The organism is Sporosarcina luteola, from assembly GCF_007991495.1.
Taxonomy (GTDB): Bacteria; Bacillota; Bacilli; order Bacillales_A; family Planococcaceae; genus Sporosarcina; species Sporosarcina luteola.
In genome coordinates this window covers 1-25,416 of record NZ_BJYL01000047.1, presented here as the reverse complement: position 1 = coordinate 25,416, position 25,416 = coordinate 1, and the positions used below count along the sequence as shown (strand labels likewise).

The window sequence follows — 25,416 nt, the reverse complement described above, 5'->3', positions numbered from 1 at the left end:
GGGCTCATTCTTTTGCAGAACGGCTCTTTTAAAGACCTATTTCTAAAATATAACTCACAAAAAATCTCCCGCATGCAAGATGCGGGAGATTTTTTATGACTGTATTTGCGGGTCATTTGCAGGTGGCGCGAGGGCTTTCAGCATTTCCATACGGGATTTCGTTGCTGTTGCCGAAACACCCAACTTCGCCAAGTTGGAGATGATTTTTTTCAAATCAACCTTTTCTTTCGCCATCTTTTCCACCTCGACCTTTCTATATGTTGTTGACGTATCTTGCGCTGTTAAAGTTTCATGATCAACATGAAATTCATGCCAAATTGTATCTATACACATCATACCACTCCTGTCCACTTTTAAATCTTTCAATTCTGTTACAAATTGTTCGCTTTTTGTAAATGCTTTATACACAGAATGAAAATAAAAACTTTAAAGCTGTGGCAAAGCATACAAAAAGGCAGTGGATAGGAGCTAGACGCTGCGCAAATAGCATTTCACCCTCATTTATCCATATCCTTTGTAACGTAAGAGACCGAAGAGTAAAATGATTGTATTGATCGTTATAGAAAGCGGGTTATCTGTATGAAAAAATCAATCCTTCTTTTAATGTCGGTGCAATTTTTTGTTTATCTTGGTTTCGGCATTATCATTCCAATATTGCCAGAAGTCATTGTGAATCAACATCTTCCTGAAATTCATGTAGGCGGATTGCTGACCGTTTATTCACTAGCGTCCTTCTTTACTGCCCCGCTTTGGGGTTCCTTATCCGATCGGACGGGCCGTAAGAAACTGATTATGGTCGGACTTATCGGCTTCAGTCTCAGCTTCTTTCTATTCGCTTTTTTCATTGAGAATCTGACATTGATGTATCTTTCACGTGTCGTGGGAGGGATTTTCTCAGGTGCATTATACACGGCGGTTACTGGATTCGTCGGAGATATGACGACTGAGGAAAATCGCAATAAGTACATGGGCTTGCTCGGCATGTCGATCGGACTCGGGTTCATATTCGGACCAGCGCTTGGCGGCGTACTCGGCGACATAAGCTTGCAAATGCCCTTTATTGCATCCGGCGTATTGACATTGCTGCTGTTCGTCTATGCAGGTTTGATATTGAAAGAGCCAGAACGTCTCGGTGAGGCGAATAAACGCGCGCTCCTCCCGAAAGGCGGCACAATGCTTTGGCAATACCGAATCCGGAATCTGTTCCTGCTCTCCTTCATGGTGACGCTGATCTTGGCGGGAATCGAATCGACATTTCAACTCTTCCAAATTTCAGCGATTGAAATTACACCGAAGCAAGTCGGTTATCTGTTCATGGCGAGCGGATTTGTTGATGCAGCTATTCAAGGCGGTGTCGTGCGTCGGGTGAAGAACGGTTCGGAAACGAAATGGATTTTAGGAGCGCAGATCATTACAGCTGCCGGACTAATTCTGATTCCATTTACCGACAACCTCTTCTGGGCAGGAGTTGCGCTAAGCGTCTTCACGGCAGGAAACGCGCTTGCACGAACAGTGCTCGTTTCATTGACATCAAAGGAATCCGGTGGGAAGTATGGTACGGCAGCCGGCATGACGTACTCTATGGATAATATGGGCCGAATCATCGGACCGCTTTTATTCACATGGCTGTTCACGAGGATGAACGGCGAGATCTACTATATATCCGCGACGCTCGCCGTCCTATCCATCGTATTTATTTTCTTGTATCGTAAGTCAACGAAAACATTACGATCTGCGCAATAAAAAGAAGGGCATGCCTATTCACTGTTGAATGAGGTGCCCCTTTTTTAGTAAGAATCTTTAAGATAAATTGACCTTGATGCCGCGCTCCATAAGCATTTCCATTACGCCGAGCGCGGCTTGCTCCTTCGCTTTTGCTTCAACCATGATATCTGCGTTTCGGCCGTCAAGGACTGCGAGCAGCCTATCGACGTCGTCCGGAAAGATGATGTCGTGGTGTCGCCGGTCATCGGGCGTATGCTTGCCGGAGCTGATATGGACCTTCGGCGTGCCGATTGTTTTCCATGTGTGATAAACTCTGTCCATCAGTTCGTCAAGCGATGCACCTGCCGGGTTACAGCGATGATGGTGGATATCGAAGCACGCAGGAATGCCGGTCGATTCACAAACGGAAAGGACATCTTTCAGATTGTATGTACGGTCGTCATTCTCATAGCGGAGACGTCTTCGGATCGGTTCAGGCAATTTACAGGTTTCGTTCACAAGCCGCTCGAGCGCACTTTCCGGGTCGCCATACTTGCCGCCGAGGTGGAGGATCATGTCCTCTGCACCGGTCAGTTCAGAAAGCGCCGCGTGGTAGTCAAGATCGGCAATTGTTCTTTCGACGACGTCAGGATTCGGGGAGTTGAGCACCGAATATTGTCCCGGATGTGTCGACAGCCGGAGACCGTGCTCATCTCGGAGTGATTTAATCTCTGAGCAAACGTGGATGACGTCCGGGTCGCCGCGCCAGTCCCATGAGTTCACGGGATGCGTCGCCAGGACGACCATCTCGCTTGTCATCCGATAGAACAAGATGCCGTGCTCAATATTCCATTCGATGATGCGCTTTGTGAGCTTCAAGTTCTCAAGCGTAAGTTCTTTTAAGATTTCCGGTCCCTTTTTCTCGACAGTCGCCACGCGGCACGTCCGGAAGTTTTCTTTGATGGATGTATTGATGCAAGCATAGCCGACTTTCATACGAGACCCTCCTCCTTCATTTTCGAAGTGTCTATCAAGATAAATATGTTAGCGGGTCGACAATCTCACAGGTTCCACTTTCTTCAATAAACTTTGTAACAATCGAAGAGTGCCCTACACCTACAATGAATAAAATACGTTCTTTTTCAGAATTAATCAGACGCGTTAAATTTGCAAACATGATCAGATTCCTTTTATACCACCAACTTAACCAGTTTATACCAACGTAATGATTTAAGTCGCCAACACGCGCAATATTCAAATGTAATTTATGCACCTTGTCAACTAAGGCAGAAGCGTTTAATTCTTTGTAAAAGTCTAGTACACTTTTGTCTTCCGACAATACCGGGGGCTCTAGCCCGTCGTACATTTCATGCAAAAGCTCTGGTTGGTTTTCCCTTGCCCAACTCTCAACTTCTCCGAAACTCATTGATGCATCACCCATCCAATCAGTCGGGTAGATCTGTTCATGACCCAGCCTTACACCTAACCGAAATCCTACTTGATAAATTTCATTCATTCGAAGTTGATATGTACCCAATTTATATTGTTTGTATTCTTCGTTAAAAGATTCACTATCCTCGGGTACCATTTCAACAGCAATCCTTGTTGGTTGGAATGCCTCTATTTTATTGACTAATTCCTCAATTTCATTCTGCCTTTTTTCAGAATCTAACCCCTCATGTTCAGACATATGAAAACTTCCAAGTATAAGAACCTTCGCCTTGTTTCGCTTCAATGTATTCCCCCCTTTTAAATTTGCTTAGCTGACAAAAGCTCAAACGCCTTCTTCATATCAATGTCTTCCTCGATATGCGCAGGTGTCCATGGGATGTGGACATGCGGCGTAATGCCCACGCCCGTCATGCCTTCACCCCTGTCGATACGGCTAAGCCGAGAAGACGGATACATCAGCTCGAATCCTTCCTCCCACTTCTCGCTGACTAAGTTCGCATAGTCGTTCAAGCCCATAGTCGCTCTCCCGACGACGGTCACTTTGCTAGATTTTTTTACAAGCTCTACGAATGAATCCCCAGAACTCCCGCACATGACGTCTGCCAATACGATAATCTGCGAAGGATGCTTGGTTCCTTTCATGAACGTTTCGCCGCTGGCCATATCACCGAAGTCGAATTCCACGAATCCTTTTCCGCGGTTCCGCTCCCACTCCCGCTTGAAAACCGTCAGCATTTGTTTCGAATGCTCCTCATCCGTCACCGCAATCATCTCTTCGAGTTCAGGTATGACGCGGTCAGTACTCGCTTCCGTACAATTAATGAGCATTTTATCGTCACTATCCGCGAGCTCAATGCCTTCCTCCGGTAATAAATACGGCAGCAATGGATAGATGCTGGCATCAGAACCGCCGTAGTTCACACGGACATCGATAATCCATCGGTCGGCTGTTTCCAGAAGGTCTTTATTCGCCTCCACCATTTCCGCGATTGCATCCGGATTCAAGAAGTCGGTCATTGTAATGATTGCAATGCCTTCTCTTTTCTCTACCGAATACGTCGGGACGTACGCCTTCTTATCATAATTTCCAAACTTAAATAACCGCTTTCCGTTCTCGTCTTCGAGTTCCCCTTCTGGATAAAGCATGAGAAGCGACGTCCAGTCCTCCCGCTCCTGATGGCTTTCATTCAACCGACGGGCGTGCAGCTCCTTCAGCTCCGGGATGCTTTTTCCTCCAAGGGAAATGAAGCGCACGCCTGGTTTCAGCCGCTTTTCCGCATCCGCTTCCGTGACAAAAAGGCTGTCTTCGTAGCGACGCACTTTGAAGCCGCGGTTTTGCGCCTTTTCCTCTTCCGTATCCTCCATAATGAAGTGGATATGACGATCGTTAAAATCAAGCAAATACTCGTCAACAATTTCTTTGAACTGCTTCTTTGTCAGCTGATCGTTCTCCATAATCCTTTGAAGAAAAAGCTCCGGTCGGTCCCATCCACGTTTATCTTCAAAACCCGCATAGTCGTTATGCATGATGTCGATAATATCTTTGAACATCTTTTCCATTCCCAAAATCCCCCTTATTGTTCCTGCACTGCCTCCACTTTAACAGCTTGCGTTTTATCGAGCTCTGGATGCGCCTTCCGCACAATTGACGGGCGTGCCATGATCAGGACAACTAGAATAAGCACTACACTTGATGTCATGAGAATCCACTCCGCAGGCAACACGTCGTACAGGAATCCGAACAGCACCATTCCGAGCGGCATGAGTGCGATGGCCATCGTTTCCAATATGGAGAAGACGCGTCCCTTGTAATCATCGTCGATCATTTTTTGCATCATCACTTGCATTGGAGTGTTAACGAAGATCATAAGGACGCCAAAGCTGAACATCAGTATTGTGTAGAAAGCGAATATGCCGTTGTATGGCATCTTCAGCAGCAACGGCAACGCTACAGCCCCCATGACAATTCCCATCGACACAATTCCCCACTTCCCGACCAATAATGGATACTTCAATTCTTTACGGACTGATAAATAAATGGACATTATTACCATTCCGACAGCTTGGGCGCCTTCTGTAATTCCAAAATGCGCAGCACCCATTTTCATCTTTTCAATAAGAATGAAGGAATAGCCGACTTGGAACGCGCCGAATAAGAAGTTGATGACCAATGAAATCCAGATGATCGTCATGAGGACCGATTGCAACTTCAAATAGGAGAATCCCGCCTTCATGCTTTGAAGCATTGATTCCTTCGGCTCGCCTTCAACGACTTCCTTCCGTTTCGCAAATAATTTAAAGTTCATAGTCGATTCCAATATAACTGCAGTAATGGAAGCCGCCATGAAAATCATCAGGAAAACAGGCATAGACACAGTACCGTAAAGCAAGCCACCTACCGCAGGGCTAGCGATTGCGGCAAATGAAATCGACATCTGGTTCATCGACATCGCCCGTTGAATCCGTTTTTCATCCACAAGTCCTGTTATAGAAGAAGTAAATGTGACACCAGAAAAAGTTGATGTTATCGATAAGATGACGGTCGTTGTATAAATCGCGATGAGCGACAGGCCTGAAACGATACTCACCGTCAACAATCCGCCAATCGCAAGCGTCGTTGCAATTTGCGCGCCAATGACAATCGTCTTTCTTGAATATCGATCTGCGACATACCCGGCAAATGGTGCCATAATTGCGCGCGGCAAAATGCTGCATATAAGATTCGTCGCGAAATTCGTTGCTGACCCCGTAATTTGCAAAATATAGAAACTGATTGCAAATGCATATACTTGCGCGCCGAACGATGAGATAAGTTTGCTTATCGTAAACGTCCATAGATGATATGTTGCTCTTTTAAGCATAATCGCTTCACTCAAAAAAATCACTCCATTCAGTAAGTTTAATTTAATTAAACAAAGAATAACATGTTCTCTCTTCCATTTCAAGCTAAAGTTTAATATAATTAAACAATACGCATGAATTTATGGTATGACGGTTGTTCACGATGTGAAACGGTGATGATTGAATTAGTGATAGAGGCTTTCGGTACAGTCATGGGTGTTGACGGTTATTTATTATCAGATCTGAAGACTAGGAGTTCTCATTAACAGCCCTGGAGTTCTCGTTAGTCGCTGTTAAGTTCTCATTTACAGACAAAGAGTTCTCGTTGATTACCAAAGAGTTCTCATTGATCGTCCGGAAGTTCTCATTAACGGCTGAAGAGTTCTCATTAACCGCCGAAAGTTATGCGTCATTCATATAGATCTAAAATAGAATCGGAGGTGTTCCCCCTGCAAACATTAGGTGAACGGATTAGGACGCTGCGTAAACAGCGAAAACTCACATTGGAAGCATTGGCGGGAGAGCAGCTCACTAAAGGGATGCTCAGTTTGATTGAGAACAATAAAGCAAATCCATCGATGGATAGCCTTGCATATATCGCGGAGCGGCTTGGCGTTGAAACGTCCGAACTATTAGAAGAGAGGACCCCACAAGAATTACGGGAAGTTCTGAAAACTGCTGAGCAACTTTTAAAGGTAGATTTTGATGAACTAACGGATGAACATGAGCAGGTTCTTGCTTTAATAGAGCCTCATGTTGAGAAATTAACGCAAAGCTATGAGGCTGCCCGGCTGTATGATATTTACGGTCGCGCTCTTTACTACGAGAAAAAAGATGGTTGGAGGACGTTTTTAGAAAAGGCTACGGACATTTACGATCAAATGAATATCACTCGCCACCTTGCAACTGTCGGCATTTTCCTGGCGCTGGTAAAGTTCACTAAGCATGATTACAATAGTGCCCTTACAATTTTATTGGAAAAGCGGTCCGAAATCGAAGTACGGAATGGGTTGATCGACCCCCTCACCCGTCTCGATTTCGATTATTTGGAAGCAGTGCTGCATTATGCAGTCGGAAATGCGGAAGATGCAATCCGTGTCATGAATGAAGGGATTGAATTCTCAAAGGAAAAACAGGTATTCTATCGTATTGATCATCTATACCGCTTGGCTACTTTCCATGCAATGATGAATGAGGATGTAGATTCGATGAAGTATTACGAGCGGAAAATTTTGCTCTACGGGGAGTTCGCGGATGATGAAGATGCGGTTCTTTTTACTAAGTTTGCAAATGTCCATTACTTAACATCCTATAAGAGAGCATATCAGGAGGCGCTGGATCTTATTAACGGTTATTACGATGAACTCCACCTCTCCAATTCATACACCCCGTATGCTTATGTGGAACAAGGCAAAGCGCTTTATGGTATAGGGAGGTACGAAGAGGCGCTATCCTGTTTCGGACAAGTGATTATTGCGGATTACGTACACCATCCATTCGATTTATCCATCTTTTACGAAAAGGATGCATATGCGGCGCTTTGTTATCAGGCTTTAGGAAATGAAGGAGAAGCCTTCCGTTCGATCGAAATCGCGGTGGACAATATTTCCAAAATGCCACACACACCTTATAAGGATTTTATTATGGAGACGTTTGAATTAATTCATAGTAAATAAGAATATAGGGCTGTAAAGAAAGTACAGCCCCCTATTATATTCTTTCGCTTCGGAAGCAAGTTCGGCCGCTTTGGACGCGGAACCTATCGCTTTGGACGCAGAACCTATTGCTTTGGACGCGGAACCTATCGCTTTGGACGCGGAACCTATCGCTTTGGACGCGGAACCTATTGCTTTCGACGCAGAACCTACCGCTTTGGACGCGGAACCTATCGTTTTGAACGCGAAACCAAAAAACCGCCGTGAAAGCATATCGTATGCTTCACGGCGGTTTTATTATGCTTCAATCGACTGGTGCTCAATTGAATCGTTATAAATATCTTTATCCAGCTCTCCACTGACCCTGGCGGTTGCTACACCCGCGGTCATCGAGCCGCTGACGTTTAATGCTGTCCGGCCCATGTCGATGAGCGGTTCAACAGAAATCAATAGACCTGCTAATGCGACTGGAAGATTCAAAGCTGATAAAACTAGAATCGCTGCGAATGTTGCTCCTCCGCCAACTCCCGCAACTCCGAACGAACTGATTGCGACAATCGCAATCAATGTGATCAAGAAAGTCGGTTCCAGCGGATTTTGCCCAACTGTCGGCGCAATCATGACCGCGAGCATTGCAGGGTATACTCCTGCACAGCCGTTCTGTCCGATTGATAAACCGAATGAGCCGGCAAAGTTTGCGACACCATCCGGAACACCGAGACGGTCGGTTTGCGTTTTGATGTTAAGTGGTAATGTACCTGCACTCGATCTTGATGAAAAAGCAAACAGCAATGCTTCCGATGTCTTTTTCACATACGTAATCGGATTTAACCCGGAAATCGTAATAATGACCAAATGGATAAGGAACATAACAATCAACGCGGCATAGGAAGCAAGGACGAATTTCCCTAAGCTATAGATCGCTGCAAAATCCGATGTTGCAACAGTCCTTGCGATGATCGCTAAAATTCCATAAGGTGTCAAACGCAACACGATTCGTACAACACCCATAATTAAGGAATAAAGAGCATCAATTCCTCTTTTCACTAAGTTTGCATTCTCTTCATCACGTCTCACAAGTGCCAAGTAAGCAAATCCGAGAAACGCTGCGAAGATGACGACACCGATGGTCGATGTCGGACGGGCACCTGTGAAGTCAAGGAATGGATTTGCTGGCAATAGATCCAGAATTTGATCCGGCAACGCCCGATCTGCCATTCCCGCGGAGCGCTCTTCTAGAGAGAGACCTCTTGCCGCTTCCGCCTCACCTTGAACAATTTCAGACGCATCCAAACCGAATAATAAGGAAGCAGAGATTCCGACGATCGCCGCGATTGCAGTCGTTCCTACGAGAATTCCCAAGATCATTCCCGCCATCTTCCCGAAATTCTTACCAATCGTTACTTTCGTGAATGCGCCAAGTATTGAAATGAAAACGAGGGGCACGACGATCATTTGAAGCAGCTTCACATAACCGGTGCCAACAATATTAAACCAACTGACTGATTTAGAAAGAATCTCTGATTCAGCTCCGTATGCGATATGCAAAATGAAACCAAAAAGAATTCCGAGCCCCAGACCTGTAAATACTCTTTTTGAAAACGAAACCTTTTTTCGGTGCATACTATATAGAAGTCCAACTAAAAGCAAAAAGCTAACGATATTGATTAACAGTAAAAAAGTATCCAACCCTACTTTCCCCCTTAAAATTGTTTATCTTGATAGTAAGACTATAAACCCCTAATCCATATCAGTCAAGTAGGTTTTATTCGAAATAGTGAATTCTATTCTTTTTTAGGATAGTTTATGTATACTAATAGGAAGTATGACTAAGGAGGGCGTATATGGCCGGTTTGATTTCAATTATAGTTACAGCCATTTTTACATTGAACATATTTCTAGCGATTGCGCTCATTTTCCTAGAAAGAAGGGACCCCACAGCAACCTGGGCATGGCTTCTCGTTCTGTTCTTCGTTCCGTTATTTGGCTTTATCATTTATTTATTGTTCGGAAGGAAATTACGAAGAAAACATTTATTCAGATGGTCGGGTAAAAATCGTATCGGAATCGAAACATTGATTGACTACCAAATTGAAGCAATTGAATTGGGAACGTTCGACTTCAGATTGGACGACACCGCCCATTATCAAGATATGATTTACTTGCACCTCCGCAATAATCACGCCGTTTTAACGCAAGACAATGACGTGCAAGTTTTTAATGATGGCGTGGCGAAGTTCGATGCGTTGCTGCATGATCTTGAACATGCCAAAGACCATATCCATTTCCAATATTATATTTTACGATTAGATGCATTAGGCAATCGAATTTTGGATGTATTGATTAAAAAAGCGAAGCAAGGGGTTAAAGTTCGTGTCCTCTTCGATGATATCGGATCGCGGGGCTTGCGCATCAGGCATTTAAAAGAGCTGATCGACTGTGGCGGTGAAGTGGCCGCGTTCTTCCCAGCTATCCTTCCGCTAATCAATCCGCGGCTTAATTACCGAAATCACCGAAAAATCGTCATCATTGACGGAAGGATCGGGTATGTCGGCGGATTCAACGTGGGTGATGAATACTTAGGGCTTGATAAAAAATTCGGCTATTGGCGAGATACGCATCTTCGTATCGAAGGAAGCGCATTGCATCCTTTGCAAACACGTTTCCTCCTTGACTGGAACCAAGCTTCTGAAAGGAATGATATCGAATATGCAGAACGCTACTTCCCTGCCATTCCAAGGAAAGGATCGGTCGGTTTGCAAATCGTGTCAAGCGGACCCGATGCCGAATGGGAACAAATCAAGGACGGCTATTTGAAAATGATATTTTTGGCAAAGGAATACATTTACATCCAGACGCCCTATTTCATTCCTGACGTGAGTTTCCTCGATGCATTACGGATTGCGTGTCTTTCCGGCGTCGACGTCCGGATCATGATTCCGAACAAGCCTGACCATATGTTCGTCTACTGGGCAACTTATTCGAATGTAGGAAAGCTGTTGAAGGCCGGCGCGAAAGTGTATATTTATGAAAATGGATTCATTCATTCGAAACAAATAGTCGTGGACGATGAATTGTCCACCGTCGGAACAGCGAATATCGACGTGAGAAGCTTCAAGCTTAACTTTGAAATTAATGCCTTTATTTATGACCGCGAGAAGTCACACGAGCTCGCTGAACTATTCGAGCAAGATATGCAGCTTTCCACAGAACTCACATACGAAATGTACGTCAACCGCACCCGCGGAATTAAAATCAAAGAATCAATTTCCAGACTGCTTTCTCCAATTTTATAAGGTGCCTGCCACCAAAAAAAGCATCCGCGGATGCTTTTTTAGTTTTGTCCTAAGTATTCTTCTAGGGTGATGTTGCGTTTGAAGATTTCTTCGGCGATGTCTTTTCCGACGTAGCGGAAATGCCAAGATTCGTGCATATAACCTGTAATATCTTCCTTGCCTTCTGGATAACGGAGGATGAAGCCATAACGGTAGGCGTTCGCAGCCACCCATTTGCCTGCTTCGGTCTCTTTGAATGAGTTCGAAGCCCAATGCTTTTCGTAGTTCACTTCCCCGATGTCAAACGCCATACCTGTTTGATGCTCCGAATAGCCAGGACGCGCGCTATACCGGTCGGCCGCTTCCACGCCGTCCTTCTGTACGTAACGGTCGTAAAGAGTGACTTGGTATGCATACGCACGATACGTGCTGAACGCCGTCAGATTGATGCCTGACAGTTTTGCTTCAGCAGCCATTTCATCGAACGCTGCTCTTGCCTGTTTGCTTTCGCCAGGAGCAAATGTGCTCGGCAATGGATTCTTTTTATTCGCAAGAAGGATTCCATTAATGTAAGTCGGTTCGTCGGGCAGCTTTTGACCTTCGATGTAGCCGCTTTTATTCGGGGTCGCCGTATTGGATTTGTTTTCTTCTTTTTTCGAAGGCTTTACAGGTGTCACATTCTTCTCCGGCTCTTTTTCCGGTTCCTCCGTTTTCTCAATCACTTTTGCCGGAGTTTCCTCTTCTACTTCTTCATCCGGTTCTTCTTCGACTGGAAGGATTTCGTCTTCCGGCGATTCTTGTTCGTCCGGCTCCTCTTCAGGAACGATGATCGGTTGCTCCTGCTCTGTGCCGATTCCAATCTGTTTCAAAGTTTTATTCAAATCCCAATCGTTCACACCGATCCAGACAACGATTGCCGTCATAAGAATGCTCGTCACGAGCAATAGAATCGTCAAAGTCTTATTGGATTTTTTCTTGCTATACGTTTTGCGTTTCCGGTTCATCTCTAGTTGGCCTTCCTTCTACTTTAGGTATCTCGTATTTTTATTTTGAATGAATAGCAGTCTATCAGTATGTTCTTTCTAATCTGTGTATGCTATCATTTATTTTCATATATGTAAATGAATGATTGCGAGGATTGGCTATGAATAATCAACGATGGCTCTCAATTAGTTTTTTGACATTTTTCTTTACCTGGGGCGTGTTCTTGCCCTATTGGACAGGTTGGTTAACGATTGAAAAAGGCTTATCCGTCAAAGCGGCAAGCATCATTATGGGTGCGGGAATGATTGCCCGTTCCTTTTCCACATTTCTCGTATTCCCGTATTTGACGGCACGAATGTCGTATGTCAGGGTTGCCCAATGGACAACGCTTCTATCGTTATTGCTGGCCATCATCTACATTCCGGACTCTCCATACATTGTATTATTCATCATTACGGTGCTGTTCAGCGCTGTTTACCCAATCATTTTACCAGCTGTAGAAAGTGGCGCATCCGTTCTTATGCAGAAGGAGCGGATCCATTACGGGAAAAGCCGTTCGTTCGGTTCGATCGGATATACGATTGCGCTATTGCTCGTCGGTGCAGCAACTGCCGTGTGGAATGAACAAGCCATCCTCTATATGATGATTATTGGTTTAGCACTCGCTGCACTATTTTTTTCACGTCCCGCGCCCGCTGTTTTATTGGTTAAGCCGGAACGCACGAAAGCAATGGCTAAAACAGGGGTGAAAGATCTATTCGCGACGAAGGGCTTTCCAGTCGTCATTTTGCTGGCCATTCTTTTGCAAGGGGCTCATGCCTCGTATTATAATTACGGATTCATTTTTCTCGACGATTTGAACGTCAACGGTTTCTATATCGGAATCATCTTGAATATCGCAGTGTTGTTTGAAATTCTATTTTTCACTCAAGCGGATCGTTTGCTGTCCAAGATGCGAATATCGACGATGTTTTTAATTGCCGCAATCGGATCGACCGTGCGTTGGGTGCTTGTATTCCTGTTTCCAATTGCAAGTGTGTTCATCGGGACGCAGCTTTTGCATGCCGCGTCGTTCGGGATTGCCCACTATGCGTTCATTCAATATATTTCTAAGCAGCTGCCGCATTCCCAGATCGCGGCGGCCCAAGGGTTTTACGCAGCATTTGCCATGAGCTTAAGCACGGCCATTCTCACTTTCCCTGCAGGCTTCTTGTATGAAATCTCACCTGGCGCTGCATTTTTAGGAATGACCGTCTGCTCTGTTCCTGCGATTATTATTGTGATGGCTACCCGCAAACGTTTGAATTACTAACTATAGATGTACATAAGACGTTTCCCGGAACGATTCAGTTTCCTGGGAGCGTTTTTTTATTAAAATACAATTAGAATGAAGACGACGACAAAAGCTATGGCAAACAGAATGGATAAGTAGCGCATCCATTTTGATTCCTTCTCATAGCCTTGCTCTTTGAATGACTTTGCCCTTGAAGCATTCGTCATCGTAAAAAGAGCCATCATCGCGAGGATGGCGTAATCCAATTTGCCTTGAATGACGAAGTATAATGTCACGATCGCAATCAAGGAGATGCCTATGATGAAAAATCTTTTTTGATTCATATAAATTCCCTCCAAAAAAGGCCGGAGATTGCTCTCCAGCCTCCACTATGCCACTGCTTAATCTTTCTTTTCATCTTTCTTTTCGGCCTTCTTTTCAGCTGGTTTCTCAGCAGTTGGTACCGGTGTCACTTCCTTGTAGTAGAACTTGCGTCCCAAATACGTTTGGAATATGAGCAGCAGTCCGCCAACTGCCCAGTATAACGGCAACGCCGACATCACTGAGAAGGAGATGAACATAATCATGATTGGTGACATGTAGATGAACAGCTTCATCTGTTGCTTTTGCTGTTCAGGCATTGTCCAAAGAGATACGCGTGCTTGGACGAAATAGACTGCCCCTGCGACGAGCATCATGATCCGGTCAGGCTCACCCAAATTGAACCAAAGGAATTGGTGTTCTTTCACTTCTGGTGGAGCATACAATATCGCGAAGTAAAGACCCATGATGATCGGCATTTGAATGATCAATGGAAGACAGCCCATGTTCAACGGATTAACGCCGTGCTTGGAGTACAAGCCCATCATTTCCTGTTGAAGTTTCATCTGCTCTTCCTTGTCCTGCTTTTCTTTTGCTTCTTTAATGCGTTTATTGATATCTTCCATTTCAGGACGAAGGGCATCCATTTTGACCTTCATATCTTGTTGCGACTTATAGTTTTTCAACATAAGCGGCATAAGGATCAAACGGATTGCAACGGTGATTAAAATGATTGCCAGGCCGTAGCTGCCGTTGAATGTTTCGCCAAGGTAATGAAGGAGCCATTCCATCGGTTTAACGAAAATATTATAGAATGTGCCTTCTTTGTTCTGAACTCCGGAACAGCCGCTGAGGAAAACTGCGGCCGTCATCAATATCGTGAATAAGCCAATTTTTTTCTTCAATAGATTCACCTTCACTATTTCAAACTACTGAAAAGTATACATCAATTCACTGCCTAATTACAATTAATGTTCGTCGATTGTGTGGATTTGTCGATAAAATTATGATATTCCTCTGAAACAGGCAGTTGCTTTCCGTTCCAGGCGGACGCTTTCCGCGGGCATGGCTTCAGCCTCCTCACTTCGCTTCGCTGCGTTGCGGGGTCTTCAGCTCATGCTATTCCCGCTGGAGTCGCCGCCTGTAACGAAAAGCAACTGCTCACAAAAAAACGCCTCCATATGGGAAGCGTTTGGGTTAGTCGTTTTTTTGATTGTCGTCGTTTTGTGGGGCTTGGCTTGGGACTTCTTTTTTGTGGTAGAGTCCGTCTTCGCCTTCGGTCTTGTCTTCTACTTCTTGGTTGTAGTAGTGGACGCTTGTTTGAGCACCTTCGCTGACCATTTTATTGTCTTGCAAATCGTATGGATCTGAATGGCCCGCTTTTGTGTCATCGGAGCGGTTCAATTTTTGGGAAGTCATGAATGAATCGACTTTTGTTTTCATGTTGTTTACTGCAACCATTGCTTTATCGCGGTTTTCTTTTTTACTGAAGTATGCGTATGCTCCTGCAGCTAACGTTGCAAGAAGCAATCCATTTCCACGTTTACGTGCCATACATATCATTCCTCCATTTAAGTTGAGAATTCGTATTATACATGTAGTATACCCTTAGCTGGATGTTCGGAAACTTTCTTTCACTTGAATCATGTCGATATGGGGGATCCCGTCCTCGTCATAGGGCTCGCTTTCTGCAAGGAAGCCGTGCGAGGCGTAAAATCTTTCGAGATGGGCTTGTGCTTGTAATTTGATTTGTTCGGGATTCCATTTTTCATTCATAAGATGAATACATTTTTTGATTAGCTCATGGCCAACCCCCTTTCCTCTTAGATCCGGTCTGATGATGACCCTGCCAATAGAAGGAGTTTCATATTTTTCTCCGGCTGGCAGCAGTCGCGCATATGCTGCAATTCCTTTTTCGTCTTTGCCGAATACGTGCAGGGCATTTACATCATGGCCGTCGACTTCTTGGTATGGACAATTTTGTTCGACGATAAATACCGCCACTCTAAACGCCAGCATCTCATATACATCGATGCCGCTCAACTGATAGAATTCGGATGATGTCCATGCAAGTTGCTCATTCTTCATGTCGATTTCACTCACTTTTTAGATAATTTCATTTTTTATATTTCATTATGATGACAAACATAGTTTAATCCATTAAAATTTGTTATGATAGCAAAAAGGATCGCGGAGGTGATTCGCTATGATTAGACCGATGACTGCCGATGATATTGGCTATATACAACAAATCGCTCACGTAACGTGGAATGATACATATGCGGGGATCATTCCTGAAGACATTCAGACGACATTTATTAATCGCTCCTATTCCGATGCAATGATGATGAAGCGGATGGAAAAGACGCATATGCTCGTCGCTGAGTGTGAACAAGGCACCCCGGTCGGTTTTCTTAATTTCACAAGAAAAGATGAAGATGGCGATTCGGAATTGACAGCCATGTACATTCTGCCGTCCTATCAGCAGTCCGGATATGGCAAACAGCTATTTGACTTGACGATAAAGATGTTGGACGGCGCCAAGCAGCTTTTTGTTTATGTTGACAGTAGAAATGCCGTTGGACGAGCATTCTATGAAAAGCAAGGGTTTGAATTGCTGGAGGTCTTTGAGGAAACTTTTGAAGGCTATCCTGTTGAAACAGCCCAATATGTGTATTATATTCGTGAACCAGCGCTAACGTATTGATTGAAGACGCTCTCCCAGCCTAAACGGGAGAGCGTCTTTTTTCTTATAACGGTCGCATTCCGTCGCCATCATACGGGTTATCTGCATATTGAAGATTATCCTGCAATGGCGGTTTTTTCGTGAAACAAAGAATTGCCGCGATGTACAAGAGAATGGAAGGTAAAGAAATAATTCCTCCGAGTACACCTGCGATGATGAACATGATTCCTGCCATTTTAGCATTTTTATCTTTCCATATATTGACGATACCGACGATGTTCAAAACGATGCTGATGATCATCGCGATGATGAGGAACCACATAAATCCTCCAATACCGTTCATAATCGAGAAAAACAAATCGACGTCAGCTGGAGTGATTGCCGGATCATTCATCAGATCCATTTCAAGTTCCTGTCTAAATGTCTGGTCGTTTTTGATTAAGTTAAATACTGCTATTACGATGAATCCGAAAATTGTCCCGATTGCCGTCAAAATGACCGCGATAATGGACAAAGATTTTTCTGCTGTACGATTCAAGAAAAACATCCTTTCTTTCTACTATTTTATCAATCATAACAAGTATACGATGCCCGAAACAAATAGTTTCATTTATTTTTTCAAGGTGCCTGCCATCAGCGTTTGATTTTTAGCGGATGGGGAATAGATGCTTAAGAAGCATTACATCTGGAAGCGAAAGGAGAGCATGAAACATGGGGAAAAAGGTAGTCTTCACCTCGACGGACATGCTTTATACCGTCGCAGGGGCATCTGTTTTAACGAGCATCGTGTATGTTGTCACTTTGGCATGGGGGCTTTAAATATAATTACAGCATTCATATAACGCAAAAGGCAATCCCGGATAGTTTCACGGGATTGCCTTTTGTTTACTTAAGCTTTTACATCATCATAATCTTTATAGCGCTCGAATGCCGTTACAACGTAGGAGCAGACTGCTTCCATTTTATATCCTTTGTCCCGTGCATAATCCGCTGCGCGGTCGAGTAGCTGCTTCGCAACGCCGCCTCCACGCAATTCTTCGGATACATATGTGTGATCCATGACCATGACATCAGCAAGAAGTGTCCATGTGATTTCAGCTAGCATCTTTCCATCCTGTTCATGACGGAACGCGAATGCGTCACCGCCGAGCTCAACAAATTCAAATTCCATGAGATCCTCTCCTTTACCAATATTCTATCATATTGCACGATTCCATCACTTAAACCAAGACTTGACGGAATCAAAAAGATTTTCAAAGAACTGCTTTACCTTTTCCCAAAAGCCTGGATCGATTTCGCCAAATTTCTCTTTAATTGTCGTAGCCATATCGGATAATTGCTCTGACAACTTTCCAAAATCAATATCCAAGTTTCGGATTCTGTCCATTAAATCAATGAGCAATTGGCGATCAGCTTCGTTTAATTCGATATTCAACTTCTTCAATTGCTCCGAGACGATCTTCTCGACTTCTTCTTTTGTAGCGGGTTTATTATCAGCAATTGCTTTTTTGATTTCCGTTAGAAGTTCGGCCACTTTGTCTTTGTCGATTCCCGAATCCTTCGCGAACTTAGTCGCTAAGTCCAGTTCGTCATTGGCAACGTCTGTCCGTTCTGTGTCGAGCGTTTCACCCGATACTTCATATGCTTTGTAAATGCCTACCAGCGCTGAATGGCCTGTCACGGGTTTCGGTGCTGCAACTTCGACGATCGCATCTTCAATACCCGCCGTCAGCATGGCAGTCGCATACATTTCATTCGTCACTTGCGTAATATTATCAGGCGTAACGATTTTGATGACGAGACCTTTACCTTCATCCTGTCTTGTAATTTTGGCGGATGAATACATTCTCGCTTTATTGTTACCGTCTTTTATATATTTTACTAAGTCATTTCCATCAACTTCAATTTCCTCGACTTCCGCTGCATCTTCAACCTTCAGATTCTTTTTCACGCTTTCCTTTTCGGCATCAGTCAAGTTGGCGCCTAACACAACGATGGGCACCCCTAATTTCTCATCAATCGCCGTATCCGCTTTCACACTCATTGGCAGCAACCCACCGATGACAAGCAGCAGTGCGCTCGCTGCCATGAATATCTTTCTCATAAGCTATCCCTCCTTGTACTATGAAGTAGTACGCTGTGAAGTTGAAAAAGTTCCCAACTTCATTTCACAGTAGTCCAGCCGTCGCCTTGCGTAATCTTACCCTCTTTCATCAGCTTTCCAAGCGCCCGTTTGAACGCAGCCTTGCTCATGCCGAACATTTCACTAATTTCATCAGGCGTCGATTTATCCGAAAAAGGCATCTTTCCGCCGACGTCCGTCAAGTAACGATATACGGTATCCGCATCGTCACCGAGGCGCTCCTCTTTCCTCGGGAGTAAAGAACCGTTCAATGTGCCATCTTCACGCACATCAATAATCCGGATTTCAACTTCCTCGCCAAGCCGCGGTTCATTTTCCCGTTCAGTGTGATGGACAAAAATCCGGTATGTCTCCGGTGTGCTCAAGAAAAATGATCCTACAGGCAATAATCGATAGGCCCTTGCTTTCACGTTTTTATTGAATAATTCCTTCGGTGCGTCTGCAATCAGTTCCAGTACCCTTTCTTCTGTCGCGAGGCGTCCGAAGATATTGCCGCCAAGATCTGTCCGCAATGTCATGAACAACTCATCATCTGTTTTTGGCCATAATGCTTTCACTCTAGGCAAATCCGCTTTATTCACAAGCACTTCGAATGAAGAGCCGATGTCCACATAAGCGCCTTCTTTTTCATCAATCCGAATGACTCGGCCCCATCCAAACGAACCAATCGTCATATCGGGCTTGTTCAACGTTGCCGTCAATTCACCGCGCCTATTCATATAAAGGAAAACTTCGACTGCGTCGCCGATTTCGGGTTGTGTTTCAAATTCTGATGCATTGATCATAATGTCTTCATCATCGCCATCCAATATCCATCTGGACCCTTCTTGCCCTTTTACAGTCAGTTGGGCAAGAAATCCCGGTTTGTGTTCTGTCATTTGTTCATCTACCTCTTCCATTAGAAGCTTTGCCGCTCTTTTAATTTTCGTACGAATTCTTTATCGTCTTCCATTGCTTCCACGAGATCCGTTATGCGATCCATCGCATTCCAACTCAAATGATGCTCTATGCCTTCCACGTCACCATAGATATTATGCTCTTCTACGCCGATAATTCTCAGAAATTGTTCGAGAAGATCATGTCTTCGTACAAGTTTCTTTCCGAACTTAAGCCCTTTTTCGGTCAACTCAAGGCCTCTGTAGCGCTCGTAGATGACATACCCTTCGCGATCAAGCCGCTGAGCCATTTTAGTGACGGAAGAAGGTAAAACCGATAATGCTTCAGCAACGTCGGAAACGCGCGCTTCCCCTTTGGCTTCCAGTTGCAAGTAGATCTGTTCAATATAATCTTCCATACTTGGTGTTGCCAACCGTTCCACCTCCAGTATGTACATTCCCCTTCACCGGGTTGTTAAATCACGCCTGTTCCATACAGGGATTCATGCTGTACGGTTTACATTTTCTAGCTAACGGGTAAATTCACTATACCACTTCAAAGGAGTGAAAAAAAGAATGGGTAAAATACTTTGGATTATTATCGTTGCGTTAATCGCATTCTGGTTGCTCGGATTTGTTATGAAAATCGGTGGGGGACTTATCCATCTTCTATTAGTAATAGCCGGTATCATTTTCGTTGTACAACTGTTGACCGGTAGGCGATCAGTCTAAAGAAAGGGTGCCAACTTGGCACCCTTTCTTTACTTTACCTTCGAATAAATGCATGTATTCCGTATATGTTTCCCATCGGCAGAGAGGGAATCCGCTCTCAATATGCCTTCCAATTCATATCCCGTCCGTACCGCTACTGAACGGCTTCTGACGTTCTCCTCATCGCACCGGATTTCCAATCGGCGGGCTCCGAGCTCTTCAAATGCAAACCGTGTCAGCCTTTCCACCGTTTCCGTCATAAAACCATGCCCTTCGAATTTCGAATCGAGCCAATAGCCGATCTCGAACTTCGGAATGGACCAATTGATTTGATGAAGACCTGTGCTTCCGACGAATTCCCCTGTCTCTTTCAAAAAGATATGCAATCGTAAATCTTTCCGCGTAATGAAATCAGCAATCGCCTGGCGAAGGTTTTCTTCTGTTGAATGAAGTTCCGCTTCCTGCTGCGCCCAAATCATCCATTGTTTCAAAGCGGCGTGCGAATTGCGTTTGGCATTCCATACGTCAAGTGCATCCTCCACTTCAGGCATGCGGAGCAGAAGGCGTTCGGTCTCGATTTCACTCGGGATGTTCGGAATACGTTTCGCTTTCTTTGGTTGACCTTCATCTTCCCACATGACCGGTGTCGTCGTTCCCGCCAAAAAGTCTTCGCGCGTCATGCCGTACGTGACCGCGTCATAATAAGAGTCTTCTTTTGGCGAAAACCATGCTTTTCGCAAATGGGCCTCTTTCACGAAACCTGCCCGTTCAAACGTTTTGCGCATCGCCAAATTGTCTTGGCGCGTATGGCCTTCAAGCCGAATCTTCTCTTCCGGCATGCCGAAAACAAATTCTGTAATGAGCCGGAGTGCTTTCGGTCCATAGCCAAATCCTCTATATCGATCCGCAATCCGCAAATCAAAAAGCGGGATCTCATCCTGCAAGTCATAGATTTTCACGATGCCAACGATGTCCTCTTCTTCGTTTTGCACCCAAAACGTTTTCACTTCGTCCGATTCATAGCCACCCTCTTCAATCGTCTTTTCGATTAAATCGCGTTCGGGATGTGCATTCCCGTGGAAAGGCCATGTATTTGTCGTTAAAAAATGAATGAGCTGTTCTTGTTCTTCCATCGTCCATTCGCGTAATTTCATGTTTAGTCCCCCGTTCGGGCTGCGTTTTTATTTATGGATCCTCATTAATCTTAAAGAATTCAATACGACGAGCAACGTCGCACCCATATCCGCGAAAATCGCAATCCATAGTGTCAACCATCCTGGGATGATCAAAAGCAGCGCTACAATTTTTAAGCCTAATGCAAACATAATATTTTCTTTGATAATCTGCAACGTTTTTCGGCTTAATTTCATTGTGTAGGGCAATTGTCTTAGGTCGTCCGCCATTAATGCAATATCCGCTGTTTCAAGAGCTGCGTCTGTACCTGCCCCTCCCATTGCAATTCCAATCGATGATGCGGCTAATGCGGGAGCGTCATTTATTCCATCTCCGACCATTGCAACCCGGCCATATTCCCCGATCAATCCGTTAATGGCTGTCAGCTTATCTTCTGGCATTAAGCCCGCACGTACATCGGTCAATCCGACAGTGGATGCAATCGCTTCAGCGGTGCGCTGATCGTCCCCCGTCAGCATCACAGTGTGGCGAATGCCGACGTCTTTCAATTGACGGAGCACGTCGCTGCTTTCTTCCCGCAACGGATCCGTAACTGCGATTAACGCTTGGAAGGTTTGATTCATGAGGACCGCCATGACGGATTTCCCTTCCCGTTGCAATTGTTCAGCGCGTTGCTTCATTTCCAAAGGAACCTCCGCAAGTTCCGACGCCCACTTCATGCTTCCAACATGGACTAAAGAGCCGCTCACTTCACCGTACGCACCTTTTCCAGTGACCGATTGGAAGTTAACGATTTCCGCTTGCTTGACGCCTTGCCCTTCCGCGTAGCTGACGATCGCCCTTGCCAATGGGTGCTGCGACATCGATTCGACTGCGGACACTGCTTCAAGGATGTTTTCCTCAATCGCTTCGCTCGCGATGAAATCGGTCACTTCCGGATATCCTTTCGTCAACGTGCCCGTCTTATCGAATGCAATCGCGTTGACGCGGCCCATTTCTTCAAGATGAACACCGCCCTTGATCAAGACACCAAGACGTGCTGCATTGCCGATTGCAGTTACAATCGCGACAGGCGTAGAGATGACGAGCGCACAAGGGCAGCCGACGACGAGGACCGCAAGCCCTTGATAAACCCAAGTATGCCAGTCGCCGCCGAAAGTTGGTGGGACCACAGCGACTAAAACGGCGATTCCTATAATGATTGGTGTATAGTATTTTGCAAATTTATCAACGAACTTTTGGGAAGGGGCTTTTTCCGCCTGGGCATCTTCAACGAGATGGATGATTTTAGCAATCGCCGTATCCCCGACGAGCTTCGTCACCGTCACTTCAAGTGCCCCTTCTTCATTCAACGTCCCAGCAAAAACCTCATCATCCGCCTTTTTCAATACAGGGATCGATTCTCCCGTGATCGGCGCTTGATTGACAGTCGATTGGCCGCTTAAAACAATGCCGTCCATCGCGATCTTTTGGCCAGGTTTTATAAGCAGAATATCGCCGATTTGTATCTCTTCAGTCGGCAGTTCCTGAACAATTCCGTTGCGGCGTACAGTCGCGGACGGCGGCGCGATGTCCATCAGCTGACGGATCGATTGCCGTGCTTTATTCATAGAGTACGCTTCAAGCGCTTCACTTACTGCGAATAAAAAGACGACGACTGCCGCTTCCTGCCATTCGCCAATGATGGCGGCACCGATGATGGCGATTGTCATCAAGGTTTTCATATCGAAGTCGAATCTCACAAGGTTTTTCAAACCTGTAATGAACATGCTGAGTCCGCCAATTAAAATCCCCGTTGCGAAAAGGCCTGTTGCGATTGCCGTATTTGGTACGGTGCGGTGGGTGAAATAGAGTCCCGCTATGACAAAAACGAGAGAGAGAAGGGTGATGATATTTTCTTTCCGCCTGAAAAACGGGATTTTTGGATCTGGGTTCCTTTTCGAGAGCGGCACGACTTTAATGCCATCGAACGCTCCGGCAGCTTGAAGTTCATCGACCGTCGCTGAACCGGTAAAAGACAGTTTCGAAGCTCCGAAGTTGACGGTCGCTTCGGATATAGAAGGAATACTTTTCACATTACTTTCGAACTTCATTGCACAATTGGCACATGATAAATTTTCGAGTCTGTACTCAGTTTTACTGGCCATCTTAACCGATTTCTCCTTCCACGGCGTGATCATGGGCAATTTTCACAAGGTCGGATATATGAGAATCCGCAAGGGAATAATAGACCATCTTCCCTTTGCGCTCCGACTTTGCAAGACTGTGCTCCCGTAAATAGCGTAAATGATGTGATGCAGTTGCAGTAGATGCGCTGATGACTGCTGCCACGTCGCAGACGCACATTTCTTCTTCAAGCGTCAGTGCATAAGCAATTTTCAATCTCGTTTCATCAGCAAGCGCCTTGAAGATTTGAACCATGCTGCTAACGTCCGGTAAGTTCTTTTGTACTTGATCCACGATTTCCTCATGAACAACCGTTACTTCACATGTATCTTTCAAATTCATTTTATGCACCTCATTCAAATATTCGTTTGATTATAAACACAGTATATTCATGCTGGTAGATGAATGCAAGGATAATCAAACAAGTATTTGAATGATTTTTTTCTAGAAAATAAAGGGTTATTGACTCTTTTATTGAATTTTATATTCATTGTGCTTATTACGAACGGTTTCACCGTATAGTAATTGAAGAAAACTAAATGATATGGGGAAAGGATGATTTCTGTGTATAAACGAATACTTATCGCTGTCGATGGGTCTGAAAACTCGCAACGGGCTGCCTATCATGCTGCTTGGTTGGCTACGGTCAGCCCCAATGCATCAGTCACGGTACTTTATGTGCTGAATTATGACCGGACGCGGACGGATGTCATCCTGGACGCAGATGTTGCAGATCTTCATCTAAAACGGAAGGAACAGATCGAGCCGATTTTGGATATTTTCGGCAAGCAACAAGTGAAGCATGAGCTAGTGATTCGCCATGGTGAACCGAGTCCGACAATTGTGGCATATGCAAATGAAGAGCAATTTGACCTTGTCATTATCGGCAGCAGAGGGTTGAATTCATTTCAGGAGATGTTGCTAGGGAGTGTTAGTCATAAAGTGGCGAAGCGTGTTACGGCGCCTGTATTGATTATCAAATGAATGCGGAATGAATGGGAGTGTGGAATAGATGCGAAAAGGAAAATGGAATGCCATTACAGATGTGCCGGGTGTCAAAGTCGGACATGTAACGTTATCGGATTTGCCTGGACCTGAAAGTGCGTGTACAGGCGTTACAGCAATACTTCCCCATGGCGGGAATATATTTGAACAGAAAGTGCCGGGTGCGAGTTTTGTGTTAAATGGGTTCGGAAAGACGGCGGGCCTTGTTCAAATAGAGGAGCTCGGGGTCATCGAATCCCCTATCATGCTTACGAACACATTCAGCGTAGGGGCGGTATTGGAAGGGACATTGCGCCATATGCTTCGGGGAAATTCCAGTATCGGAGACACGACAGGAACGGTGAATATCGTCGTCGGCGAATGCAATGACAGTTATTTAAATTCCATCCGTTCCTTGAAAGTGCGTCCTGAGCACGCAATTGAGGCAATTGAGGAAGCGACGGGCGGGCAGTTCGAACAAGGTGCCGTCGGTGCCGGAAAAGGGATGGTCTGTTTTGATCATAAAGGAGGGATCGGTTCTTCGTCGAGGGTAGTCTCACTCGGGGAGAATGATTTCACGGTTGGCGTGTTGACATTGACGAACTTCGGAAATGCAGGAGAATGCCGGATTGGTGAATGGCTTGAGAGGAACGGGATGCAAGCAGAAGTTACAGCGGAGAGTTTACTTACTTCGGAAAATCGATTCCCTGAAAAACCTGACGGCTCCATCATGATTATCGTCGCAACGGATGCACCGTTAAATGACCGGCAATTAAAGCGATTCGCCAGGCGCGCCTCTATTGGCCTTGGCAGAACCGGGAGCACTGTCCATAATGGGAGCGGCGACGTAATCATCACCTTTTCCAATGCTTATACGATTCCGCATAAGAGCGATAATGCACTGGATCACTATGCGGTTTTGCGCGACGACACCCCGGTTATGAACAAGCTTTTCCAAGCTGTCATCGAAGCGACGGAGGAGGCGGTTTATCAATCGTTGATCCATGCACAATCGACGACTGGCAGGAAAGAGCGCACAGTGGAACGTTGGCCGTTTGTTGAGGGGTGAAGGAATGGGCCTTTGATGCGGAAGATTGGGCCTTTGTATAAAAGAATGGACCCTGAAACCGGAAGAATGGGCCTTTGCACAAAAGAATGGACCCTGAACGCGAAACAACGGGCCTTTGCATACAATCGAGTAGGAGGGAGTGA

27 protein-coding genes are annotated in these 25,416 nt (G+C 45.1%); 8 read left to right on the top strand and 19 right to left on the bottom strand.

Going from position 1 to position 25,416, the window contains the following annotated elements:
• Positions 1–93: 93 nt before the first annotated feature.
• Positions 94–234 carry an Lmo0850 family protein gene (locus tag SLU01_RS18380; protein WP_201024334.1) on the bottom strand — a complete coding sequence of 47 codons (141 nt, stop codon included), beginning with the start codon at positions 232–234 and terminating at the stop codon, positions 94–96.
• Between the two features lie 345 nt (positions 235–579).
• Between SLU01_RS18380 and SLU01_RS15505 the strand changes: the two genes are divergently transcribed.
• Positions 580–1,743, top strand: coding sequence for an MFS transporter (locus SLU01_RS15505; RefSeq protein WP_147059974.1), 1,164 nt, complete (start codon positions 580–582; stop codon positions 1,741–1,743).
• A gap of 57 nt (positions 1,744–1,800) precedes the next feature.
• Here the strand turns inward: SLU01_RS15505 and uvsE are convergent, their stop codons facing one another.
• From uvsE to SLU01_RS15485, 4 genes are read right to left on the bottom strand one after another with little or no spacing between them, the layout of a single operon-like run.
• A complete protein-coding gene (uvsE, locus tag SLU01_RS15500) occupies positions 1,801–2,700 on the bottom strand; it encodes a UV DNA damage repair endonuclease UvsE (protein WP_147059972.1) in 900 nt (299 codons plus the stop codon).
• A gap of 34 nt (positions 2,701–2,734) precedes the next feature.
• Positions 2,735–3,439, bottom strand: a complete 705-nt coding sequence (locus SLU01_RS15495; RefSeq protein ID WP_147059970.1) for a DUF5694 domain-containing protein — start codon at positions 3,437–3,439, stop codon at positions 2,735–2,737.
• Positions 3,440–3,453: 14 nt separating this feature from the next.
• Positions 3,454–4,716 carry a S41 family peptidase gene (locus SLU01_RS15490; RefSeq protein ID WP_147059968.1) on the bottom strand — a complete coding sequence of 421 codons (1,263 nt, stop codon included), beginning with the start codon at positions 4,714–4,716 and terminating at the stop codon, positions 3,454–3,456.
• A gap of 14 nt (positions 4,717–4,730) precedes the next feature.
• On the bottom strand, positions 4,731–6,032 hold the full coding sequence (locus SLU01_RS15485; RefSeq protein WP_147059966.1) for an MFS transporter: 1,302 nt from the start codon (positions 6,030–6,032) through the stop codon (positions 4,731–4,733).
• A gap of 405 nt (positions 6,033–6,437) precedes the next feature.
• Between SLU01_RS15485 and SLU01_RS15480 the strand changes: the two genes are divergently transcribed.
• The gene (locus SLU01_RS15480; protein WP_246111016.1) at positions 6,438–7,673 is read left to right on the top strand and encodes a helix-turn-helix domain-containing protein; all 1,236 of its coding nucleotides are present in this window, start codon (positions 6,438–6,440) and stop codon (positions 7,671–7,673) included.
• 276 nt (positions 7,674–7,949) lie between these two features.
• On the opposite strand, the gene SLU01_RS15470 is transcribed toward SLU01_RS15480, so the two are convergent.
• Positions 7,950–9,275, bottom strand: coding sequence for an L-cystine transporter (locus SLU01_RS15470; RefSeq protein WP_147059986.1), 1,326 nt, complete (start codon positions 9,273–9,275; stop codon positions 7,950–7,952).
• A 221-nt stretch (positions 9,276–9,496) separates the two neighbouring features.
• On the opposite strand from SLU01_RS15470, the gene cls reads away from it, so the two are divergent.
• Complete coding sequence (gene cls / locus SLU01_RS15465) at positions 9,497–10,948, top strand: cardiolipin synthase (RefSeq protein WP_147059960.1); 1,452 nt, start codon at positions 9,497–9,499, stop codon at positions 10,946–10,948.
• Between the two features lie 38 nt (positions 10,949–10,986).
• Here the strand turns inward: cls and SLU01_RS15460 are convergent, their stop codons facing one another.
• Complete coding sequence (locus SLU01_RS15460) at positions 10,987–11,931, bottom strand: M15 family metallopeptidase (RefSeq protein WP_246111015.1); 945 nt, start codon at positions 11,929–11,931, stop codon at positions 10,987–10,989.
• A 140-nt stretch (positions 11,932–12,071) separates the two neighbouring features.
• Here SLU01_RS15460 and SLU01_RS15455 point away from each other — a divergent pair, with 140 nt between their 5' ends.
• A complete protein-coding gene (locus tag SLU01_RS15455) occupies positions 12,072–13,223 on the top strand; it encodes an MFS transporter (protein ID WP_147059958.1) in 1,152 nt (383 codons plus the stop codon).
• Between the two features lie 59 nt (positions 13,224–13,282).
• Here SLU01_RS15455 and SLU01_RS15450 read toward each other — a convergent pair whose 3' ends face one another.
• From SLU01_RS15450 to SLU01_RS15435, 4 genes are all read right to left on the bottom strand, one after another.
• The gene (locus tag SLU01_RS15450) at positions 13,283–13,528 is read right to left on the bottom strand and encodes a hypothetical protein (protein ID WP_147059956.1); all 246 of its coding nucleotides are present in this window, start codon (positions 13,526–13,528) and stop codon (positions 13,283–13,285) included.
• Positions 13,529–13,585: 57 nt separating this feature from the next.
• Complete coding sequence (gene yidC, locus SLU01_RS15445) at positions 13,586–14,410, bottom strand: membrane protein insertase YidC (protein ID WP_147059954.1); 825 nt, start codon at positions 14,408–14,410, stop codon at positions 13,586–13,588.
• A 292-nt stretch (positions 14,411–14,702) separates the two neighbouring features.
• Complete coding sequence (locus tag SLU01_RS15440) at positions 14,703–15,059, bottom strand: YbyB family protein (RefSeq protein ID WP_174842665.1); 357 nt, start codon at positions 15,057–15,059, stop codon at positions 14,703–14,705.
• A gap of 54 nt (positions 15,060–15,113) precedes the next feature.
• Positions 15,114–15,593, bottom strand: coding sequence for a GNAT family N-acetyltransferase (locus SLU01_RS15435; RefSeq protein ID WP_147059982.1), 480 nt, complete (start codon positions 15,591–15,593; stop codon positions 15,114–15,116).
• Positions 15,594–15,711: 118 nt separating this feature from the next.
• Here SLU01_RS15435 and SLU01_RS15430 point away from each other — a divergent pair, with 118 nt between their 5' ends.
• Positions 15,712–16,212 carry a GNAT family N-acetyltransferase gene (locus SLU01_RS15430; protein WP_147059952.1) on the top strand — a complete coding sequence of 167 codons (501 nt, stop codon included), beginning with the start codon at positions 15,712–15,714 and terminating at the stop codon, positions 16,210–16,212.
• Between the two features lie 43 nt (positions 16,213–16,255).
• Here SLU01_RS15430 and SLU01_RS15425 read toward each other — a convergent pair whose 3' ends face one another.
• From SLU01_RS15425 to mntR, 5 genes are all read right to left on the bottom strand, one after another.
• The gene (locus SLU01_RS15425; RefSeq protein WP_170232731.1) at positions 16,256–16,729 is read right to left on the bottom strand and encodes a DUF4064 domain-containing protein; all 474 of its coding nucleotides are present in this window, start codon (positions 16,727–16,729) and stop codon (positions 16,256–16,258) included.
• Between the two features lie 351 nt (positions 16,730–17,080).
• Positions 17,081–17,362 (bottom strand): GNAT family N-acetyltransferase, encoded by a 282-nt coding sequence (locus SLU01_RS15420; protein WP_147059948.1) that lies wholly within the window; start codon positions 17,360–17,362, stop codon positions 17,081–17,083.
• Positions 17,363–17,407: 45 nt separating this feature from the next.
• Complete coding sequence (locus SLU01_RS15415) at positions 17,408–18,295, bottom strand: DUF1002 domain-containing protein (protein ID WP_147059946.1); 888 nt, start codon at positions 18,293–18,295, stop codon at positions 17,408–17,410.
• 59 nt (positions 18,296–18,354) lie between these two features.
• A complete protein-coding gene (locus SLU01_RS15410; protein ID WP_147059944.1) occupies positions 18,355–19,212 on the bottom strand; it encodes a CvfB family protein in 858 nt (285 codons plus the stop codon).
• A 20-nt stretch (positions 19,213–19,232) separates the two neighbouring features.
• Complete coding sequence (gene mntR, locus SLU01_RS15405; RefSeq protein WP_147059980.1) at positions 19,233–19,643, bottom strand: transcriptional regulator MntR; 411 nt, start codon at positions 19,641–19,643, stop codon at positions 19,233–19,235.
• 142 nt (positions 19,644–19,785) lie between these two features.
• On the opposite strand from mntR, the gene SLU01_RS15400 reads away from it, so the two are divergent.
• Positions 19,786–19,941 carry a lmo0937 family membrane protein gene (locus SLU01_RS15400; RefSeq protein WP_147059942.1) on the top strand — a complete coding sequence of 52 codons (156 nt, stop codon included), beginning with the start codon at positions 19,786–19,788 and terminating at the stop codon, positions 19,939–19,941.
• A gap of 29 nt (positions 19,942–19,970) precedes the next feature.
• Here the strand turns inward: SLU01_RS15400 and SLU01_RS15395 are convergent, their stop codons facing one another.
• From SLU01_RS15395 to SLU01_RS15385, 3 genes are read right to left on the bottom strand one after another with little or no spacing between them, the layout of a single operon-like run.
• Positions 19,971–21,074: a GNAT family N-acetyltransferase gene (locus SLU01_RS15395; RefSeq protein ID WP_147059940.1), complete on the bottom strand. Its 1,104-nt coding sequence runs from the start codon at positions 21,072–21,074 to the stop codon at positions 19,971–19,973.
• A 27-nt stretch (positions 21,075–21,101) separates the two neighbouring features.
• Positions 21,102–23,201, bottom strand: coding sequence for a heavy metal translocating P-type ATPase (locus SLU01_RS15390; protein WP_147059938.1), 2,100 nt, complete (start codon positions 23,199–23,201; stop codon positions 21,102–21,104).
• Between the two features lies 1 nt (position 23,202).
• Positions 23,203–23,562: an ArsR/SmtB family transcription factor gene (locus SLU01_RS15385; protein ID WP_281288404.1), complete on the bottom strand. Its 360-nt coding sequence runs from the start codon at positions 23,560–23,562 to the stop codon at positions 23,203–23,205.
• Positions 23,563–23,784: 222 nt separating this feature from the next.
• On the opposite strand from SLU01_RS15385, the gene SLU01_RS15380 reads away from it, so the two are divergent.
• Both SLU01_RS15380 and SLU01_RS15375 read left to right on the top strand, forming a co-directional pair.
• On the top strand, positions 23,785–24,204 hold the full coding sequence (locus SLU01_RS15380; RefSeq protein WP_147059936.1) for a universal stress protein: 420 nt from the start codon (positions 23,785–23,787) through the stop codon (positions 24,202–24,204).
• 28 nt (positions 24,205–24,232) lie between these two features.
• Entirely contained in the window at positions 24,233–25,273 is a 1,041-nt protein-coding gene (locus SLU01_RS15375) for a DmpA family aminopeptidase (protein ID WP_147059934.1), read from the top strand.
• Positions 25,274–25,416: the final 143 nt, after the last annotated feature.

Excerpts from the sequence above, each read along its gene's own strand:
- SLU01_RS15420 (WP_147059948.1), bottom strand. The coding sequence starts at position 17,362 with ATGGAATTTGAATTTGTTGAGCTCGGCGGTGACGCATTCGCGTTCCGT.
- SLU01_RS15490 (WP_147059968.1), bottom strand. The coding sequence starts at position 4,716 with ATGGAAAAGATGTTCAAAGATATTATCGACATCATGCATAACGACTAT.
- SLU01_RS15395 (WP_147059940.1), bottom strand. The coding sequence starts at position 21,074 with ATGAAATTACGCGAATGGACGATGGAAGAACAAGAACAGCTCATTCAT.
- SLU01_RS15505 (WP_147059974.1), top strand. The coding sequence starts at position 580 with ATGAAAAAATCAATCCTTCTTTTAATGTCGGTGCAATTTTTTGTTTAT.
- SLU01_RS15435 (WP_147059982.1), bottom strand. The coding sequence starts at position 15,593 with ATGAAGAATGAGCAACTTGCATGGACATCATCCGAATTCTATCAGTTG.
- SLU01_RS15415 (WP_147059946.1), bottom strand. The coding sequence starts at position 18,295 with ATGAGAAAGATATTCATGGCAGCGAGCGCACTGCTGCTTGTCATCGGT.
- uvsE (WP_147059972.1), bottom strand. The coding sequence starts at position 2,700 with ATGAAAGTCGGCTATGCTTGCATCAATACATCCATCAAAGAAAACTTC.
- SLU01_RS15470 (WP_147059986.1), bottom strand. The coding sequence starts at position 9,275 with ATGCACCGAAAAAAGGTTTCGTTTTCAAAAAGAGTATTTACAGGTCTG.
- SLU01_RS15410 (WP_147059944.1), bottom strand. The coding sequence starts at position 19,212 with ATGACAGAACACAAACCGGGATTTCTTGCCCAACTGACTGTAAAAGGG.
- cls (WP_147059960.1), top strand. The coding sequence starts at position 9,497 with ATGGCCGGTTTGATTTCAATTATAGTTACAGCCATTTTTACATTGAAC.
- SLU01_RS15390 (WP_147059938.1), bottom strand. The coding sequence starts at position 23,201 with ATGGCCAGTAAAACTGAGTACAGACTCGAAAATTTATCATGTGCCAAT.
- SLU01_RS15400 (WP_147059942.1), top strand. The coding sequence starts at position 19,786 with ATGGGTAAAATACTTTGGATTATTATCGTTGCGTTAATCGCATTCTGG.
- SLU01_RS15450 (WP_147059956.1), bottom strand. The coding sequence starts at position 13,528 with ATGAATCAAAAAAGATTTTTCATCATAGGCATCTCCTTGATTGCGATC.
- SLU01_RS15385 (WP_281288404.1), bottom strand. The coding sequence starts at position 23,562 with ATGAATTTGAAAGATACATGTGAAGTAACGGTTGTTCATGAGGAAATC.
- SLU01_RS18380 (WP_201024334.1), bottom strand. The coding sequence starts at position 234 with ATGGCGAAAGAAAAGGTTGATTTGAAAAAAATCATCTCCAACTTGGCG.
- SLU01_RS15455 (WP_147059958.1), top strand. The coding sequence starts at position 12,072 with ATGAATAATCAACGATGGCTCTCAATTAGTTTTTTGACATTTTTCTTT.
- SLU01_RS15460 (WP_246111015.1), bottom strand. The coding sequence starts at position 11,931 with ATGAACCGGAAACGCAAAACGTATAGCAAGAAAAAATCCAATAAGACT.
- SLU01_RS15430 (WP_147059952.1), top strand. The coding sequence starts at position 15,712 with ATGATTAGACCGATGACTGCCGATGATATTGGCTATATACAACAAATC.
- SLU01_RS15440 (WP_174842665.1), bottom strand. The coding sequence starts at position 15,059 with ATGGCACGTAAACGTGGAAATGGATTGCTTCTTGCAACGTTAGCTGCA.
- SLU01_RS15375 (WP_147059934.1), top strand. The coding sequence starts at position 24,233 with ATGCGAAAAGGAAAATGGAATGCCATTACAGATGTGCCGGGTGTCAAA.